Origin of the sequence: Streptomyces sp. NRRL S-118 (assembly GCF_000716335.1) — a bacterium.
In the GTDB taxonomy this organism is placed as follows: domain Bacteria; phylum Actinomycetota; class Actinomycetes; order Streptomycetales; family Streptomycetaceae; genus Streptomyces.
This window is the reverse complement of record NZ_KL591009.1, coordinates 103,441-120,744: the sequence shown is the minus strand read 5'-3', so window position 1 is coordinate 120,744 and position 17,304 is coordinate 103,441. Positions and strand designations below refer to the sequence as shown.

Here is a 17,304-nt window from a genome sequence, read left to right as displayed (position 1 = left end):
GTATTACCCGATTACGCCGGGTACGAAAAGGCGACCGGGACCGTACGGCGGACTGCCGGTGGCTCCCACGATGCCGGTCATGGCGGGTTTCCGGACGACGGGGAGCAGCCGCCCTGGGCGGGGTCTCCCCGGGGCTGAGCCGGGCGGTTGCCGACCGGGCCGAGCGGCGTGTGTCCGGCCGGCGGAGCCGGTCGTCCGGCGGCCCCCGGCCGTCACCGGCCCGCCGGGGTGGGGAGGCCGTCCACGGCACGGTCGCAGATGGCCCGTGCTCCCTTCACGGGCGGACGGATCGTGCCCCGCAGGCCGCCGTCGCGCAGCATGGTGTCGATGCGGGCGTTGGCCGATGACGCACAGCGGCCGGCCGCGATCAGGTCGCGCAGGGCCGTCAGCAGGCGGGGCTGGTCGCGCGCGTCCAGGGCCTGCGCGCAGAGCCGGCCGCCGCGTCCGGCCCGGACGGCCATCGCGTGCCAGTCGGCCTGGGCGCCGCTGTCGGGCACCCGGAACCAGACCACTTCGAGTCTCTCGGCTCCGCTCCAGCGGGTGCAGACCGGCCGTAACCGCTCGTCCAGCCGGTCCCAGGAGAGGGCGGGCCGGGCGTCCTTGGCCTCGCGGACGACCTCGGTCAGCTGGCCGGTGTACGACACGATCAGCTCCAGGGCGTCGTACCCGCCGAGGTGGTACCAGGCATGGACCTGGTCCAGCCGGGTCCCGGGGGACACGGGTCTGTCGGGAACGCTCGCCATCTGCGTCACCTTGCGCTGGCCGTCGGCCAGGTCGTTCACGAGGCCGAGGACGTGGAACTGGTACACGCCGGTCGCGGCGGAGGCTGCGACGGCCGCCGCGCACAGCAGGCCCACGGCAAGGAGCCGCGTACGGGGGCTCGGGACGAGGGTGCCCCGGCGAGGGCCGGCCCGGCGGCTGCCGGAGGGGCGGGACCGGTGTGGGCGTGCGCGGTGCAGGAGCGTGGCGAGCGCGGCCGCGGCGCCGGCGGTGAGGGTCGCGAGGACGACGGCGTTGTCCAGCAGGAAGACGAACGGGAACAGCGGCTGCCGCCAGGCCGGTCGCCAGGCGCAACTGTCGTGCAGGACGGTGAGAGGACCGGCGCAGCCGTCCACGGACACGAGGACGGTCATGGCGACGAGCCCCAGCAGGGTCGCCGTCTGGGCCGCGATCAGGCTGCCCAGCAGGCGGAAGCGGCCCGTCACCGCACTCGCCACGGCGGCGGCCAGCGCCGAGGGCACGACGAGGGCCAGCAGCACCATGCCCGCGTACCGCAGGGCGTACAGCCCGCCGCGACCGTCCGGTGCCGGCTGCCCGGTGTGGACGTACGCCTGGACGCCCGCGACCGCGAGGCACGCCAGCGCCCCGCCCACGAGGCCGGGCAGCATCACCCGGCGCAGGGGCGCCACCGGGTCGCCGGACGGGGGTGGCGGGGCGGCGGTCCAGCGCACGGTGCCCCGGACCGGACCGGCCGCCCACGCGAGCAGCGGGACCACCCACAGTGCGGCGGCCGAGAGGGCGGACAAGGGCGAGAAGGCGACGCTCTGCAGCAGCGGCAGGACGGTCGTGATGCCCGGCTGCCCGCTCAGGTCTCCCGCCGGGGCCGCGGAGGGCAGCCACTCCAGGACCGACCGGGCCATCCCCTCGGCGCTCACCGTGAACCCGCCGGCCCACACCGTCCCCGACGCCATCCACCACAGGAGCCACGACGCCATCGCGAGGAAGGCCGCGACGAGGCCCAGCAGGAGCGCGGGACGCAGGGTCCGCCCGCGCCAGGTGGAGGCCCACAGGTGGGCGCACCGGGTGGTCCACCACCCGAAGGCAGCCCCGGCGACCACGGGTATCAGCAGCACCTGGGGCCGTACCGGCAGCCATGCCCAGCCCGTTCCGTAGCCGTTGAGGACCGTACCGGCCGCCATGCCGGCTCCCAGCCAGGCGCCTGCCCGGATGCCCGAGGGGACCCGGGTGCCGGTCAGCACGGCGTACACCACCGCCCTCCACAGCGCGGTCCCGGCCACTCCGGCCACCAGGGCGGCGGGAATCAGCACGATGGCCTGGAACACGCTGCTGGTGGCGTCGGCGCGGTACGGCGCCAGCTGGTACATCAGGTGCCACGGGGCCAGCACGGCCATGGTCCCGGTGAGGAAGACCGGCAGAGCCGCGGCCCGGAACAGCGGGGCCGGGTCGGCCAGCGCACCCCGGCGCAGACCCCATCGCGGATGGGTGCGCCACAGTTCGAGGAAGGAGTCGAGGGCACGCCGGGCGGTCCCGTCCGGCCGCGTGGCGGTGGCGGCCCAGGCGTGCGGGTCGGCGCCCCAGCGTGCCGCGGTCAGGTCGGCGTAGATCTCACGGCTGCGCAGCGTGTCGGACCGCGCGAGGTACACCAGCGCGACCATGACGGCGGCGAGCAGCGTCACCCGGTCCAGCGGCGGAAGCATGCCTGCCGCGAGGAAGCCGTACATCCAGTGGCCCTGCCAGATCACGTACGGCAGGAGGACGAGGACCAGGAACACCCGCGACAGGGCGACGGTGGCGTAGGTCAGGGTGACATCGCGGTTGGCGATGTGGGCGAGTTCGTGCAGCAGCACCGTCCAGAAGCGTTCGGGGTCGCTGCGCCGGGTGGCGAGCAGACCGCCGTGCAGGCACACCACCGGGCGGCGCGTGCGGCCGAACACCACCGCTCCGGTCGACAGGGCGGCGGGGTCGACGACCACCCGGGGCGCCGGCGTGACGCCCGTCGCGGCGGTCAGCTCGCCGAGCAGGGCGCGCAGTTCGCCGTCCGGGTCGACCGACTCCAGCGGGACGACCCGGGTGCGGCGGGCCTTCCACAGCGGCAGGAGGTGGAAGAGCAGGCCGGCCGAGACGATCAGCAGGAGGGGCCAGCCGACGACCTGCCACCACGGCGGCGCGGGCGCCCAGTACGACACGCACCAGCGGTAGGCGACGGACTGGCCGGTGATGCTGACCGCCCGCGCCCAGAAGCCGCTGTCGTGGGGATCCACTCCCGCGGCGAGGTCGCAGCCGGCGATGTCCCCGTCGGAGACCCCGCGGTACACGGCCAGCGCCATCGATCCGCCGGCGGTCAGCATGAGGAACAGCAGCGTGGCGAACCGTACGCTCGTCCCCGCGCCCAGCACCCGCTCGTCGATCCGCGGCCCGGGAAGCGGGCCGGGTGGCGGCACCGGCATCCGCCTAGTCCCGAACGGTGCTCGCGTCCGGAGGGGTTCCGTCGCCCGGCCCGGCCGGGGTCTCCTCGGCGGGTGGGCCTTCCCCGCCGGACAGGGCCAGCCGGGCGACCAGCGCATCCGCGATCTCCGCGGCCCTCCTGGGCGACAGGCCCCGCTGCTCCGCGGTGGCGAGGACGAGCGCCCGCACCTCGGCGAGCTGCTCGCGGGTCAGCGGCGGGACCTCGACCGGGGCGGCGGGCCGCCGGAAGATCCGCCGCAGCGTGCCGGTCGCCCCCTGCGCGACGCGGTCCGCCGTCGCCGCCGCCATCCGCTGGGCCACCCCGTCGAGCACCAGCCACACCACCGGTGTCACCAGCATCGCGATCTCGCCGGCGCCGAACCCCAGGGGCTCGCGGTGCCCGTGCCGGCCGCTCAGACGCCGCACCACCGTCGCGTCGTCGAAGCGCCGGAGCCCGTCCACGAGCGGCAGTTCCTCCGGCGCCAGAACGGCGACGACCGAACGCACCAGATCGCGTACCGGCTCGTTCGGCCGGCCGATGCCGGGCACGTCAGTTCCAGAACCCATTCGTCCCCCAGACGCCGTGAGCCTCCCCGCACCGGGCAGGCCGCGGGACCACCACTCTGGCAGGGGAAGTGACGGTCCGACATACCGCCGCGGCACGCCGAGCACCGCGCGAGGTTGCAGGAAGGCGGCCGGAGCCCCCGCACAGTGGGCTCCGGCCGCCGGTCTGGGCCGTCCGAGTGACGGGTTGTTACAGGGCCAGGCCCGTGAGGACCAGCACCCGCTCGTACGTGTAGTCGTCCATCGCGTAGCGCACGCCCTCGCGGCCGACGCCCGACTGCTTGACTCCGCCGTACGGCATCTGGTCGGCGCGGTAGGAGGGGACGTCACCGATGATCACGCCGCCGACCTCCAGGGCGCGGTGGGCGCGGAAGGCGGTCTGGAGGTCGCGGGTGAAGACGCCGGTCTGCAGGCCGAACTTGGAGTTGTTGACCTCGGCGAAGACCGCGGCCTCGCCGTCGGCCCGGTGCAGGGTCAGGACCGGGCCGAAGACCTCCTCGCAGGCGAGGGTGGTGTCGGCGGGCAGGTCCGCGAGCACGGTCGGGGCGTACGTCGCGCCCTCGCGCTTGCCGCCGGTGAGCAGCGTGGCGCCGGCCTTGACGGCCTCGTCCACCCAGGACTCGACGCGCTTGGCGGCGTCCTCGCTGACCAGCGGGCCGACGTCGGTGGTGTCGTCGGACGGGTCACCGGTGCCCTGGGCCTCGACCGCGGCGACGACCTTGGGGACGAGCCGGTCGTAGACGGAGGCGTCGGCGATCACGCGCTGCACGGAGATGCAGGACTGACCGCCCTGGTAGTTGGAGAAGGTGGCGATACGGGTCGCCGCCCAGTCCAGGTCCTCGTCGGAGGCCCAGTCGGCGAGGACGACGGCCGCGGCGTTGCCGCCGAGTTCCAGGGTGCAGTGCTTGTGCGGCACCGACTCCTGGATGGCGTAGCCGACCTTGTCCGAGCCGGTGAAGGAGATCACGGGCAGGCGCTCGTCCTTGACCAGGGCGGGCATGCGGTCGTTGGTGACCGGCAGGATCGACCAGGAGCCGGCCGGCAGGTCCGTCTCGGCGAGCAGCTCGCCGAGGATCAGTCCGGAGAGCGGGGTGGCCGGGGCGGGCTTGAGGATGATGGGCGCGCCGACGGCGATGGCCGGGGCGACCTTGTGGGCGCACAGGTTCAGCGGGAAGTTGAACGGCGCGATGCCGAGGACGACGCCCTTGGGGAAGCGGCGGGTCAGGGCGAGACGGCCCTGGCCGCCGGCGTCGGTGTCGAGGCGCTGGGCCTCGCCACCGTTGAAGCGGCGGGCCTCCTCGGCGGCGAAGCGGAAGACGGAGACCGCGCGGCCGACCTCGCCGCGGGCCCACTTGATCGGCTTGCCGTTCTCCGCGGAGATCAGCTGGGCGATCTCCTCGGTGCGCTCGGCGAGCCGCTTCGACACGTGGTCGAGGGCGGCGGCGCGGGCGTGGGCCGGGGTGGCGGCGAACTCGTCGACGACCGCGTGGGCGGCGGCCACGGCCTCCTCGACCTGGGCCTCCGTGGGCACGCTGACCTGGCCGACGAGGCGGCCGTCCCAGGGGGAGGTGACGTCGAAGGTGGTCTCGCCGGTGGCCTGGCGGCCGGCGAGCCAGAAGGCGGTGGCAGTCATTGCGATCCCGGCCCTTTCGAAGCTGTGCGGAGGTGGGTTCTGATGTCTTCCGCTCACACGGTAGGGCCGGGCGGCCGGACGGTGGTTTGTCCGGGGTGGAGTGGTGCGGGCGTCAGTTTCGCCGTTCCGTACGTTCCGGGCGGCGTTCCGTGCTGACGATGAGGCAGACCCCCGCCACGACGACCGCTCCACCGAGGGCGATGGGCCAGGTCAGGGCCTCGTCGAGGAGCAGCGCGCCGAGGGCGACCGCGACGACGGGGTTGACGTACGCGTAGGTGGCGACGAGCGAGAGCGGCGCGCTCTGCAGGAGCCAGGCGTACGCCGTGAACGCGATCAGCGAACCGAACAGGACGAGGTAGGCGAACGCGGTCCAGGAGCGGGCGGAGAAGGCACCGGGGTCGAGGCCCCGCTGTTCGCCGCGGACCAGCCCGAGGGCGAGGCAGCCGAGGCCGCCGGCGACCATCTCGTACGCGCTGGCGGTGAAGGGGTTCTTCGGCATGGGGATGCGGGAGGACGAGAACGAGCCGGCCGACCACATGACGGTGGCGGCGATCACGGTGAGCACGCCGCCGATGCGCACGTCGCCGCTGAGGCCCGGCAGGGTCAGCACGGCGAGCCCGGCGAGGCCGAGGAGCACTCCGGTGTACGCGCCGAGGCCGGGGCGCTCGCCGGCCGCGGTGCGCAGGAGGACCACCCAGGCGGGGACGACCGCGACGAGCAGCGCGGCGAGCCCGGAGGGCACGGAGGTCTCGGCGAGGACGACCAGGCCGTTGCCGCCGAGGAGCAGCAGCAGACCGACGAGGGCGGCGGAGGCGAGCTGCGGGCGGGTCACCTTCAGCACGGCGGGGCCGTGCCGCCAGGCGAGCAGCGCGGCGAGGACCACCCCGGCGACGACGAACCGCGCGCCGGCGGAGAGGAAGGGCGGCATGGTCTCGACGACGACCCGGATGCCGAGGTAGGTGGAACCCCAGACGACGTACACGATGGCGAGCGCGAACCAGACGGCCCCGCTGATGCGGCGGCGGGTCGCGGGCCCGGGTGCCGGGGCGGGCGTCCCGGGGAGGGGCGCCGGGGAGCGCCCGGCGGGGGGTGTGGGGACGTCGGGGACGGGGGCTGCCGGGTCGGCGGCGGGGGTTGTCATGCACCGGAGATTATGGAGCCAGGAGTCGGAATGCCAAGAATTTTGCCCGAAACCGGGCAGGATCAGCGGTCGGCGAGCGGAGTGCCGCCCTGATCGCGGGGCGCGGCGCCGGGCCGGAACCGCAGGCCGCCGCGCGGAAGTCATGAGGTCGTACGCAGCGCGGCCGCGCGACCACCGGCCGCCCCCGATCACCGGAAAGCCTTGATGACCGCCTCCTGCAGTGAGCAGCTCCCCGCCCTCGCCCGGCCGAACCTCGCCTGACGAGACCATGCGGTCGCCGGCCCGGTCGTACTTCGAGCGGACCGGGCTCCAGGTGTGGCACTACGGGCAGCCGGACTTCCTCAGCGGCGTGCGGAGCCTGTACGAGGTGCGCGTGTACTTCGCGCCGGACGGCACCATCACGGAGGTCACCCCCGGGACGGTGATGGGCGCATCCGGGTGACGCCCTACCGCGGCGGCGCCCCGCCCGTGGCCTTGAGCGCCAGCCAGAGCTCCATCCGGGCGTCGGGGTCGTCCAGGGAGCGGCCCAGGATCTCCTCCACGCGGCGCATGCGGTAGCGCAGGGTGTGGCGGTGGACGCCCAGGTCGGCCGCCGCCGCGTCCCACTGGCCGTGGCGGGAGAGCCAGGCGCGCAGGGAGGCCACGAGGTCGCCGCGGCCGGTGGCGTCGTGCTCGTACAGGGCGCGCAGCATGCCGTCCGCGAAGGCGCGCACGGCGTCGTCGGCGAGGAGCGGCAGGACCGAGCCGGCCGCCAGTTCCTCGTGCTCGACGAGGGCGCGGCCGCGGCGGCGGGCCACGGAGAGCGCCTGCTCGGCCTGCTTGTAGGCGGAGGCGGCCGCGATGGGGCCGGTCGGCGCGGACAGGCCGACCACGACGCCCGCCTCCTCGGCCTCCTTCTCGGCGTACGCGTCGCACGCCGAGACCACCGCTCCCCCGTCGCCCGCCAGCACCACGAGCCGGTCGTCGCCCTCCGGCACGGCGAGCAGGGCCTCGCCGGTGCGGGCGGCCGCCGTCTCCAGGGCGTCGGTGAGGGCCGTGAGAGGCGGCTCCGCGCCCGGGTCGCGCTCGCCGGCCGGTTCGGCGATCAGCAGCCTGAAGGGGGCGTCGAGCAGTCCGCCGTACAGGTCCCCGGCGGCCGCCCGCGCGTGGTCCGGCTCCCCGGACAGCATCATCCGCAGCACCGCCGCGCCGAGCCGCTGCTCGGCGGCCTGCAGGGAGCGCGAGCGTTCGGTGGTGAGGGTGAGCAGGGCGATGGCCGAGTGGACGGCGTAACGTTCCGCCGTTCCGAGCGGCGCCCCGGTGCCGACGGCGAGCGCGCCGCGCACGCGGCGCCCGGAGCCGAGCGACTGGAGCTCGACCCGGTCGTCGGTGCCGCCGACGACCGCGCTGGCCGGGGCGGAGCGCTCGCGCAGCCGCTCCACGTCGGCGGTCAGCCGCGCCGCCCGCCGCGCCGCCCACTCGGGGGCCGCCGCCACCACCGCGCCGGAGGCGTCGTACAGCGCCGCCCAGCCGTCCACATGCGCGGCCAGCCGGGCCACCACGGCCGCCGGGCCCTCGGTGAGCGCCGCCCGCGTCATCTCGCGCTGGGCCTCGAAGCCGGCCGTCACCGCCCGGTACTGGTCCGCCGCGATGGCCGCCGACACCGCCTTGGAAATGGCCAGGAACGGCGTGCGCCGTGGCACCTCCAGCAGGGGCAGACCCTCGTCGCGGGCCGCGTCCAGCAGCGCCTGCGGGGTCGCGTCGTAGTTGACGCCCACCGCGAAGCCGAGCCCGACGACCCCGGCGCCGGCCAGCCGCTTCACGTAGCGGCGCATGGCCTCGGGGTTGCCGGCGTCCAGGGTCATGGCGGTCGTCAGCAGGAGTTCGCCGCCCTCCATATAGGGGACGGGGTCGGCCAGCTCGCTGACGTGGGCCCAGCGGACAGGTGTGTCGAGGCGCTCCTCCCCGGCGCGGACGGTGAGTTTCAGCGCCGAGTGCTGGACGAGCGAGGCGAGCGTGGGCGGCATGGCTGGACCGTCGGACTTTCGGGAGGGGGATTTCGCCGTCCCGTATGAACGGCTCCCTCAATTCTGCCAGGTTGTCATGTCACGTCCGCAGGTCGACCAGAAGCGGAGGGGTGTGCTCCCCCCGGACGCCCGTCAGGGACAGTACGGCATGCCCCGGCGGCACGGCGTGCGCCAGGTCGGAGGCGGACCAGCGCTGCCGCTCGACCTCGCGGACCGTGACCGCTTCCGCGGTGGCCGCCTTGCCGGTCACCAGACGGCGCATGAAGTGCATCGCCTTGGTCAGCGGCTCGTCCGAGATGATCTGCCGGTTGGTCACGTCCCGGGTCTGCACCCACTCGGTGCCCCAGGTCTCCGCGAACCGCCCGCCGTCCCACGGCGCCAGCCCCGCGAACGCCATCCGGCACCCGACCGCGCCGAGCAGCGGCCCCCGCAGCGCCTCCGGTACGTCCTCCAGGGTGCGCAGTGCCAGTACGACACCCGCATGAGCCGAGCGCAGCCGCTGGACGGCTCGCACGGAGTCGGCGGTGACGGTGTACGTGGCGTCGTCCAGCACCAGGCAGGCGAACAGCGACCGGTCGGTGCGCGCGGGGGCCGCCTCGGTGAACTGGGCGAGGAGCAGCCGGGTCACGATCCGGGACGCCTCGGCGTGCCCGCGCTCGGGCAGGTCGACGCGGACCCGCAGCGGGTGCTCGATCGCCCGCATCGAGAACCGCCGGCCCTCGCCGTCGGGGCGGAAGAACCGCGCGAACGCCGGGCGGTCCAGGAACGCGATCCGCTCGGCGAGCAGCACGCCGATGTCGTCGCCCCGCTCCGCCTGGCGGGCCCGGGCGTCCAGCTCGCGCAGCTGGGCCGGGTCGCCCGCGACGGCCGCGCGCAGCGCGGACAACGCCTGCGGGGCCCCGCCGAGCAGCTCGCGCAGCTCCGGTACGGCCGGGTAGTGGCCGTGTGCGGCGCGGTACGGGCCGATGAGCTGGGCGAGCGCGGTGGCGGCGCGGCGGCTGTCCGGCACGAGGTCGCCGACGAGCGCCTCGGCGAGCATGCGGGCGGCCTCGTCGGGGTCGTCGGCGCCGCCGTACAGGTCGAGGTCGTGCGTGGAGTCGGGGCGGCCGACGCGGACGACGAGGTCGAAGGCCTCGTCCGGGGCGAGCGCGGTGCCCTGCGCGGTGACCGCGACGACCGCCGCGCGGTTCGCGAGCGCCTGGAGGCACAGCGACTCGGTGACCGGGCGGACCAGCCGGACCGTCTTGCCCGACCCGGCGGGCCCGACCGCCAGCAGGGACGTGCCGAGCACGTCCGGCTCCAGGGCGACGCCCGTGGTGCGGCGGGCGTACGGGTTGCGGGGGTGGTCGGCCGCCGTCCCGATCCGCACCTGGGCGGTGGCCAGGTCGTGCACCGCGGTGCGCACCGGCAGGTCGCGGACGCCGGAGGGGTGGGCACAGGCGGCGGGCCCCTGCGCGCGAACGGCGTCGGTGAACGCGGTGAGCCGCTCCGGATGCGTCCGCACGCCCTGCCAGGCGCGGCGGATGCGGGCGTAGTCGACGTCGCCGAGCGCGCCGGACCGGGTGGCCTCGGCGAGCCGCCCGGCGGCCTCGGTGAGCCCGGCCTCGCGCAGCTCGGGCCAGTCGGCGGGGTCGGCGTCCGGGGGCGGGGGCGGCGGCGGGACGTCCTTCTTCCTCGCGTAGCGGCGCCAGATCTCGGGGACGTGGCCCAGCCGGGCGAAGAAGACCAGCAGGCCGCCGCCGACGAGGGCGTAGTACACGTAGCTGGCGGTGGCCCAGGTGCCCGGCTCGCTGCGCCACTCGTCCGGGGTGAGGACGAGCAGGGGCCACAGCCAGTAGTGGCCGAGGTAGCCGTTCCAGAGCAGGGACCACAGCAGCCAGCCGCTGAGCAGCGCGATCAGCGCACCGGCGAAGAGCCGGCGGGCCGGCACCGCCTCCGGCTCCTCCTGGGGCCGCGGCCGGTGCCCGAACCGCCACACTCCGGGCTCGGCGGCCGGCCGCGGTGTCCGCAGCCAGGCGACGGTGCCGCCGCCGGCGGCCCCGGGCGCCTGCGCGGGCCGCGGCGGCACGGCCGGCGGCCGCGCGGGTGGCGGCACGGCGGCGTGGGTGCCACGTGCGTCGTACGTACCGTCGGTGTCCATGAACCCCTGCCCCCTGACCAGCCGGGTCGCGCGCGTCTGTGCACCCGTCAATCTAGTGCGATCCCGGGCCGGTTGCCCCGGCGGACCGCTCCCCCGGCCCGCCCTTTCCCGGATCCGGGGGCGGCCCCCGTTCGCCGTCGCCTCCCGGCCCCTCCCGCGGGGCGGCCCCGCGGTGACGCGAACAGGGCAGGCGCCTCCCCCGCCGCCCGGCGCGGCGCTCCGGCGGTGCGGCGGCGCCGATGAGGCGGCTCTATGTCCGCCGCGGACAACGACGCGCCACCACCACTCCCGAACGGAGCATGCCTGCACCCCTCCCCCGCGCCTAGCCTGCGGAAGAAAGAGAAGCAGCGTCCGAAAGACACCCCCCAGGAGCCCCGCATGACCGAAATCCCGCAGGAGCGCCGCGTCGTCACCGCCATCCCCGGCCCGAAGTCGCAGGAGCTTCAGGCCCGCCGTCTGTCCGCGGTCGCGGGTGGCGTGGGCTCCGTGCTGCCGGTGTTCACCACGCGCGCCGGTGGCGGCGTCATCGAGGACGTCGACGGCAACCGTCTGATCGACTTCGGTTCCGGCATCGCGGTGACGTCCGTGGGCGCGTCCGCCGAGGCGGTCGTGCGCCGGGCGAGCGCCCAGCTGGAGCAGTTCACCCACACCTGTTTCATGGTCACGCCGTACGAGGGGTACGTCGAGGTCTGCGAGGCGCTCGCCGAGCTGACGCCGGGCGACCACGCGAAGAAGTCCGCGCTCTTCAACAGCGGTGCCGAGGCCGTCGAGAACGCGGTCAAGATCGCCCGTTCGTACACCAAGCGCCAGGCCGTCGTCGTCTTCGACCACGGCTACCACGGCCGCACGAACCTCACGATGGCGCTGACCGCCAAGAACATGCCGTACAAGCACGGCTTCGGCCCGTTCGCGCCCGAGGTCTACCGCGTCCCGGTGGCGTACGGCTACCGCTGGCCGACCGGTCCCGACAACTGCGGCCCCGAGGCCGCCGCGCAGGCGATCGACCAGATCAGCAAGCAGATCGGCGCCGAGAACGTCGCCGCGATCATCATCGAGCCGGTGCTCGGCGAGGGCGGCTTCATCGAGCCGGCCAAGGGCTTCCTGCCGGAGATCGTGAAGTTCGCCAACGACAACGGCATCGTGTTCGTCGCGGACGAGATCCAGTCCGGCTTCTGCCGCACCGGCCAGTGGTTCGCCTGCGAGGACGAGGGCATCGTCCCCGACCTGATCACCACCGCCAAGGGCATCGCCGGCGGTCTGCCGCTCGCCGCCGTGACCGGCCGCGCCGAGATCATGGACGCCGTGCACGGCGGTGGCCTGGGCGGCACCTACGGCGGCAACCCGGTGGCCTGCGCCGGTGCGCTCGGTGCCATCGAGACGATGAAGGAGCTCGACCTCAACGGCAAGGCCAAGCGCATCGAGGAGCTCATGAAGGGCCGCCTCGCCGCCATGCAGGAGAAGTACGAGATCATCGGCGACATCCGTGGCCGCGGTGCCATGATCGCGATCGAGCTGGTGAAGGACCCGGCGACCAAGGAGCCGAACCCGGAGGCCGCCGGCGCGCTGGCGAAGGCCTGCCACGCCGAGGGCGTGCTGCTGCTGACCTGCGGCACCTACGGCAACGTGCTGCGCTTCCTGCCGCCGCTGGTCATCGGCGAGGACCTCCTCAACGAGGGCCTGGACATCATCGAGGGCGCCTTCGCGCGGATCTGACGGGTCCGACACTCCGGCGGATCCGACCACGGATCGGACCGTGTGAAGAGGTTGTGGGGGGCCGATGGCGGGATGGAGATCCGGCTGTCGGTCCCCCCTTCCTCTGCCGTACGGTTTCTGCAGATGAGAGAAACACCTCGCCCGCAGGCGACTGCGGGCGGATCCAGGGCGGAGCCTCCCCAGCGTCGTCCTGGCCGTGCCCTCGCGCACACGGACGGAGCTTCCGGCTCCGGATCTCCTCACCGATCGGACCGTCGCCCGCCCCATACCCCCCGGGGCGTGCGGCACACCGGTCCTGGCGGCCGCCCCGGAACAACCCCCCCTGTTCCGGGGCGGCCGGCTTCTCACGCGTCGTCCTCGGCGGCGTTCCTCCTCCTCTTCGCGGTGGTGACCTGGCAGGTCGTCGCCGGTGGGCCCCTCGCCCGGCTCGACGCGCGCATCAGCCGCGCCCTCGCCGGCCGCGGCCCCGTCCCGCTCACCGAGCTCCTGGCCGACCTGGGCAGCGTCCCGGTCGCCGCCCCCGTCCTCGTCGCCGCGATGGCGTACGCCGTGTGGCGCGGACGCCGCGGGCAGGCGCTCCGCGCGGGGCTGGCCCTGGCCCTCGTACCGGCCCTGGTCCTCCCCCTCAAACTCCTCGTCGGCCGGGCCGGTCCGCTGACCGCCGAAACCGGCTACTACCCGTCCGGGCACACGGCGACGGCCCTGGTGGCGTACGGCGGCGCCGCCCTGCTGCTGGGCAGGCGCTGGGCGGTGCCCGTCGCCGTCCTGCTGACGACGGCGACGGGCACCGGGCTCGTCCTGCGCGGGTACCACTGGCCGCTGGACGTGGTGGGCAGCGTGTGCCTGTTCGGGTGGCTCTACGCCGCCGGCCTCCTCGTCAGCTCCATCGGTAGGCGTCGAAGTTCTTCGAGAACTCCCAGCCGCCGAACCGGTCCCAGTTGACCGACCAGGTCATCAGACCGCGCAGGGCGGGCCAGGTGCCGTGGGTTCGGTACGAGCCGCAGTTCACCCGGCGCGTCAGGCAGTCGAGCGCCTGGTGCACCTCGGCGGGGGCGGTGTGGCCGTTGCCGGCGTGCGGCGAGGCGGGGAGGCCGATGGCGACCTGCTCGGGGCGCAGGGCGGGGAAGAACCGGGAGGCGTCCCCCGCCACCGGGAAGCCGGTCAGCAGCATGTCCGTCATCGCGATGTGGAAGTCGGCCGTGCCCATGGAGTGGTACCGGCCGTCGAGGCCCATGATCGGGCCCGAGTTGTAGTCCTGGACGTGCAGCAGGGTCAGGTCGTCGCGCAGGGCGTGGATGACGGGCAGGTACGCCCCGGCGCGCGGGTCCTGGCCGCCCCACGGGCCGGAGCCGTAGTACTGGTGGCCGAGCTGCACGAAGAACGTCTCCGGGGCCATGGTCAGGACGAAGCCGGGGCCGTACTTCGCCTTGAGGGTCTTCAGGGCGGAGACGAGGTGGACGATGACGGGGGTCGTCGGGTTGCGGAAGTCGGTGTCGCCGGCGGCGAGCGACAGCGAGTGGCCCTCGAAGTCGATGTCGAGGCCGTCGAGGCCGTACTCGTCGATGATCCTCGAGACGGAGGCGACGAAGGTGTCGCGGGCGGCGGGGGTGGCCAGCTGCACTTGGCCGTTCTGGCCCCCGATGGAGATCAGGACCTTCTTGCCGGCCGCCTGCTTCGCCTTGATCGCGGCCTTGAAGTCGGCGGCGGATTCGACGCCCGGGCACTCCGTCGCCGGGCAGAGGGAGAAGCGGATGTCGCCGGAGGTGACGGAGGTCGGTTCGCCGAACGCCAGGTTGATGACGTCCCAGGTGTCCGGTACGTCGGCCATGCGGGTGTAGCCGGAACCGTTGGCGAAGCTCGCGTGCAGGTAGCCGACCAGGGCGTGCGCAGGCAGCCCCTGACCCGGGGGCGGGTCGGCGGGGCCGGGGGCCGTGGTCGCGGTGACGGCGGCGGACTTCGGGGACTCCCCGGCCTCGTTCACCGCCGTGACCTGGAAGGTGTGGGCGGTCGCGGGCACGAGGCCGGTGACGGTGGCCGTGGTGCCGGTGACCGTGAGGGCCCGCGCCGTGCCGCGGTAGACGTGGTACGAGGTGGCGCCGGCGGCCGGCGTCCAGCTCAGCGGCACGGTGGTGGAACCGGCGGTCCCGGCGGTCAGGCCCGTCGGGGCGGCCGGGACCTGGACGGGGTCGCCGCCCGGGCCGGTCAGCGACAGGTCGTCGGCGTGGTAGGCGCCGGTGCCGTACCAGCCGTGCACGTGGACGGTGACGGTCCGCGTGGCGGGGCCGGTGCGGAAGGTGGTCGTCAGCCGCTGCCAGTCGGGGGCGGACTGCGTCCAGGTGGAGACGTCGGTGGTACCGGTGCCGGAGGCGCCGAGGTGCACGTAGCTGCCGCGCACCCACCCGCTGAGCGTGTAGGCGGAGTCGGGCCGCACGGTGACGGTCTGGGTGCACCGGGCGTTGTCGCCGCCGGCCGGGGTGGCCTGGAGGGCCTTGGCCCCGCCGTGCACGGGCGCGGGGACGACCGCTCCGCTCCCGGCCGTGCAGCTCCAGCCGTCCAGGCCGGCCTCGAATCCGCCGTTGCGTGCCAGTTCGGCGCCGGCGACCCGTGCGGTGGTGGTGAGGCCGCCGAGCACGAGCACGGCGGCCAGGGCGACGACGAGGGATCCGAGGGGTGTGCGGTCCACAACTGCCTCCGGGTGTGGGGGTGTCGGGGTGCGGCGCCGCACAACTTGGTCCAGACCAATCGAGTTGTCAATCCTTCCCGCACCACCCGAGGCGCCACCTCTCCCCGGCCATCCGCGTGGTGGATCCCTCCCGCACCACCGGGCCCGCTCCCCCGCTACCGCACCCCCCTGGCCAGTTGAGCCGCGGCCTCGTGCAGCGCCAGCTCCAGCAGCACGGGGTCGGTCAGCGCCCCCGACCCGTCCGGGGTCACCAGCCACCGCGTCCCCCCGGTCACCCGGCCCGGACCGGGGTACGGCACGACGATCCACGTGCCGTGGCCGGCCGCCCGCATCCCCGTGCCGACCCAGCGCGCCGCCGTGCCCGGCGGGACGAAGTAGCCCATGCGGGCGTCGCCGAAGTCCGCGAGCACCGGGCCGGGCCGGTCGACGAGCCGGGCCAGCACGTCCAGGGTCGGATAGCCCAGCACGGCCGGCACGATCAGCACGTCCCAGCGCCTGCCCGCCGGGAGCAGGGCGATCCCCGAGGGGTTCCGCTCCCACTCCCAGCGGCAGGCGCCGGGATCCGGTGCGACCGACACCAGCCACTCCACCGCGCCACCTCTGGCCCCCGAACCGGTCATCGCCCACGACCTCCACGTCCGTCCCTGTCACTGCCCCGCTGAGCAGTGCCTTCACACCGGGAGAGAGGGGTGCAGGGGGATCATGACGCGGCTCGGAACTTCGTACGGTGGTGAAAGGTGCACAGGAGCGCACGACCAGCGCACGAAGGGCGCACTCGGCGCACGTCTGGTTCGGCGGGTGCTTCAGCTGTCGAAGCCCAGGCCCAGCCGGTCCATGGTCCGCAGCCACAGATTGCGCCGGCCGCCGTTCGCGTCGGCCCTGGCCAGTGACCACTTGGTCAGCCCGATGCCCGCCCAGGCGATCGGCTCGGGCGGGAACGGCAGCGGCTTGGAGCGCACCATCCGCAGCTGTGTGCGCTCGGTCCGCTCGCCCGACAGCAGGTCGAGCATCACATCGGCCCCGAACCGGGTGGCGCCCACGCCCAGCCCGGTGTACCCCGCCGCGTACGCGACGCGGCCGCCGTGCGCGGTGCCGAAGAAGGCGGAGAAGCGTGAGCAGGTGTCGATGGCGCCGCCCCACGCGTGGCTGAAGCGGACCCCCTCCAGCTGCGGGAAGCAGCGGAAGAAGTGCTCGGCCAGCGTCAGGTACGTCTCCGGGCGCTGGTCGAGTTCGGCGCGCACCCGCCCGCCGAAGGGGTAGATGGCGTCGTAACCGCCCCACAGGATGCGGTTGTCGGCGCTGAGCCGGAAGTAGTGGAACTGGTTGGCGCTGTCACCGAGCCCCTGGCGGTTCTTCCAGCCGATGGACTCCAGCTGGTCACCGGTCAGCGGCTCGGTCATCAGGGCGTAGTCGTACACCGGGACGGTGTAGTGGCGCAGCCGCTTGACCAGGGACGGGAAGACGTTGGTGCCGAGGACCACCTGCCGGGCCAGGACCCGGCCGTACGGGGTGCGGACGGCCATGCCGCCGCCCGCGCGGGCCAGGTCCAGGCCGCGGGTGTTCTCGTAGACGCGTACGCCCAGCTCGGCGCAGGCCCGCTTGAGGCCCCACGCCAGCCTGGCCGGGTTCAGCATGGCGACGCCCCGCCGGTCCCACAGGCCGCCGAGGAAGGTCGGGGAGTTCACCTGGGCCCGGACGGCGTCCCGGTCGAGCAGTTCGAGGCCGTCCGCGAGACCGAGCCGGGCGGCCGCCTCGTACATCCCGGCCAGCTCCGCCATCTGGTGCGGTTCGGTGGCGACGTCGATCTCACCGCTGCGCTCGAAGTCGCAGTCGATGCCGTACGCGGCGACGGCCGCCTCGATCGCGTCGAGGTTCCGCTCGCCCAGTTCCTCGAGGGTGGCCAGCTCCTCGGGCCAGCGGGCGAGCCCGTTGCCGAACCCGTGGGTGAGGGAGGCGGCGCAGAAGCCGCCGTTGCGGCCGGAGGCGGCCCAGCCCGCCTCCCGGCCCTCGATGAGGACGACGTCCCGCGCGGGGTCGCGCTCCTTGGCGAGGAGCGCGGTCCACAGGCCGCTGTAGCCGCCTCCGACGACGAGCAGGTCGCAGTGTTCCGTGCGGGTGAGCGCGGGCAGCGCGGCCGGCTTGCCGGGGTCTTCCAGCCAGAAGGGGACGGGCTGGGCGTCCGAGAGTGATTGTGCAGCAGTACGCATGGCAGCTGGGGCCATGGTTTCCAACTCCCTC

General features: G+C 74.5%; 12 protein-coding genes. 3 read left to right on the top strand and 9 right to left on the bottom strand.

Translation table 11 applies throughout. The annotated features are described in order from the left end of the window. Positions 1-212: 212 nt before the first annotated feature. The 4 genes from IH00_RS0118005 to IH00_RS0117990 form a co-directional block, all read right to left on the bottom strand. On the bottom strand, positions 213-3,188 hold the full coding sequence (locus IH00_RS0118005; RefSeq protein WP_031074771.1) for a M48 family metalloprotease: 2,976 nt from the start codon (positions 3,186-3,188) through the stop codon (positions 213-215). Between the two features lie 4 nt (positions 3,189-3,192). Then, positions 3,193-3,753, bottom strand: a complete 561-nt coding sequence (locus IH00_RS38945; protein ID WP_052411459.1) for a hypothetical protein — start codon at positions 3,751-3,753, stop codon at positions 3,193-3,195. 187 nt (positions 3,754-3,940) lie between these two features. Next, positions 3,941-5,383 carry an aldehyde dehydrogenase family protein gene (locus tag IH00_RS0117995; RefSeq protein WP_031074769.1) on the bottom strand — a complete coding sequence of 481 codons (1,443 nt, stop codon included), beginning with the start codon at positions 5,381-5,383 and terminating at the stop codon, positions 3,941-3,943. A gap of 112 nt (positions 5,384-5,495) precedes the next feature. Continuing rightward, complete coding sequence (locus IH00_RS0117990) at positions 5,496-6,524, bottom strand: EamA family transporter (protein ID WP_031074768.1); 1,029 nt, start codon at positions 6,522-6,524, stop codon at positions 5,496-5,498. 268 nt (positions 6,525-6,792) lie between these two features. Between IH00_RS0117990 and IH00_RS42770 the strand changes: the two genes are divergently transcribed. Beyond that, positions 6,793-6,966 carry a hypothetical protein gene (locus IH00_RS42770; protein WP_158827849.1) on the top strand — a complete coding sequence of 58 codons (174 nt, stop codon included), beginning with the start codon at positions 6,793-6,795 and terminating at the stop codon, positions 6,964-6,966. A 4-nt stretch (positions 6,967-6,970) separates the two neighbouring features. Here the strand turns inward: IH00_RS42770 and IH00_RS0117980 are convergent, their stop codons facing one another. After that, positions 6,971-8,530, bottom strand: coding sequence for a PucR family transcriptional regulator (locus IH00_RS0117980; protein ID WP_031074767.1), 1,560 nt, complete (start codon positions 8,528-8,530; stop codon positions 6,971-6,973). Positions 8,531-8,609: 79 nt separating this feature from the next. Then, positions 8,610-10,670, bottom strand: a complete 2,061-nt coding sequence (locus IH00_RS0117975; RefSeq protein WP_031074766.1) for an ATP-binding protein — start codon at positions 10,668-10,670, stop codon at positions 8,610-8,612. 378 nt (positions 10,671-11,048) lie between these two features. On the opposite strand from IH00_RS0117975, the gene gabT reads away from it, so the two are divergent. Beyond that, positions 11,049-12,383: a 4-aminobutyrate--2-oxoglutarate transaminase gene (gabT, locus tag IH00_RS0117970; RefSeq protein WP_031074765.1), complete on the top strand. Its 1,335-nt coding sequence runs from the start codon at positions 11,049-11,051 to the stop codon at positions 12,381-12,383. Between the two features lie 384 nt (positions 12,384-12,767). Then, positions 12,768-13,325 carry a phosphatase PAP2 family protein gene (locus IH00_RS0117965; RefSeq protein ID WP_420710884.1) on the top strand — a complete coding sequence of 186 codons (558 nt, stop codon included), beginning with the start codon at positions 12,768-12,770 and terminating at the stop codon, positions 13,323-13,325. On the opposite strand, the gene IH00_RS0117960 is transcribed toward IH00_RS0117965, so the two are convergent. The 3 genes from IH00_RS0117960 to IH00_RS0117950 form a co-directional block, all read right to left on the bottom strand. Next, positions 13,261-15,066: a chitinase gene (locus IH00_RS0117960; protein ID WP_031074762.1), complete on the bottom strand. Its 1,806-nt coding sequence runs from the start codon at positions 15,064-15,066 to the stop codon at positions 13,261-13,263. The genes IH00_RS0117965 and IH00_RS0117960 overlap by 65 nt on opposite strands. A 155-nt stretch (positions 15,067-15,221) precedes the next feature. Beyond that, entirely contained in the window at positions 15,222-15,686 is a 465-nt protein-coding gene (locus tag IH00_RS0117955; protein WP_031074761.1) for a hypothetical protein, read from the bottom strand. Positions 15,687-15,869: 183 nt separating this feature from the next. Then, positions 15,870-17,288 (bottom strand): NAD(P)/FAD-dependent oxidoreductase, encoded by a 1,419-nt coding sequence (locus IH00_RS0117950; RefSeq protein ID WP_031074760.1) that lies wholly within the window; start codon positions 17,286-17,288, stop codon positions 15,870-15,872. Positions 17,289-17,304 lie beyond the last annotated feature (16 nt).

Excerpts from the sequence above, each read along its gene's own strand:
- IH00_RS0118005 (WP_031074771.1), bottom strand. The coding sequence starts at position 3,188 with ATGCCGGTGCCGCCACCCGGCCCGCTTCCCGGGCCGCGGATCGACGAG.
- IH00_RS38945 (WP_052411459.1), bottom strand. The coding sequence starts at position 3,753 with ATGGGTTCTGGAACTGACGTGCCCGGCATCGGCCGGCCGAACGAGCCG.
- IH00_RS0117995 (WP_031074769.1), bottom strand. The coding sequence starts at position 5,383 with ATGACTGCCACCGCCTTCTGGCTCGCCGGCCGCCAGGCCACCGGCGAG.
- IH00_RS0117990 (WP_031074768.1), bottom strand. The coding sequence starts at position 6,524 with ATGACAACCCCCGCCGCCGACCCGGCAGCCCCCGTCCCCGACGTCCCC.
- IH00_RS42770 (WP_158827849.1), top strand. The coding sequence starts at position 6,793 with ATGCGGTCGCCGGCCCGGTCGTACTTCGAGCGGACCGGGCTCCAGGTG.
- IH00_RS0117980 (WP_031074767.1), bottom strand. The coding sequence starts at position 8,530 with ATGCCGCCCACGCTCGCCTCGCTCGTCCAGCACTCGGCGCTGAAACTC.
- IH00_RS0117975 (WP_031074766.1), bottom strand. The coding sequence starts at position 10,670 with ATGGACACCGACGGTACGTACGACGCACGTGGCACCCACGCCGCCGTG.
- gabT (WP_031074765.1), top strand. The coding sequence starts at position 11,049 with ATGACCGAAATCCCGCAGGAGCGCCGCGTCGTCACCGCCATCCCCGGC.
- IH00_RS0117955 (WP_031074761.1), bottom strand. The coding sequence starts at position 15,686 with ATGACCGGTTCGGGGGCCAGAGGTGGCGCGGTGGAGTGGCTGGTGTCG.
- IH00_RS0117950 (WP_031074760.1), bottom strand. The coding sequence starts at position 17,288 with ATGGCCCCAGCTGCCATGCGTACTGCTGCACAATCACTCTCGGACGCC.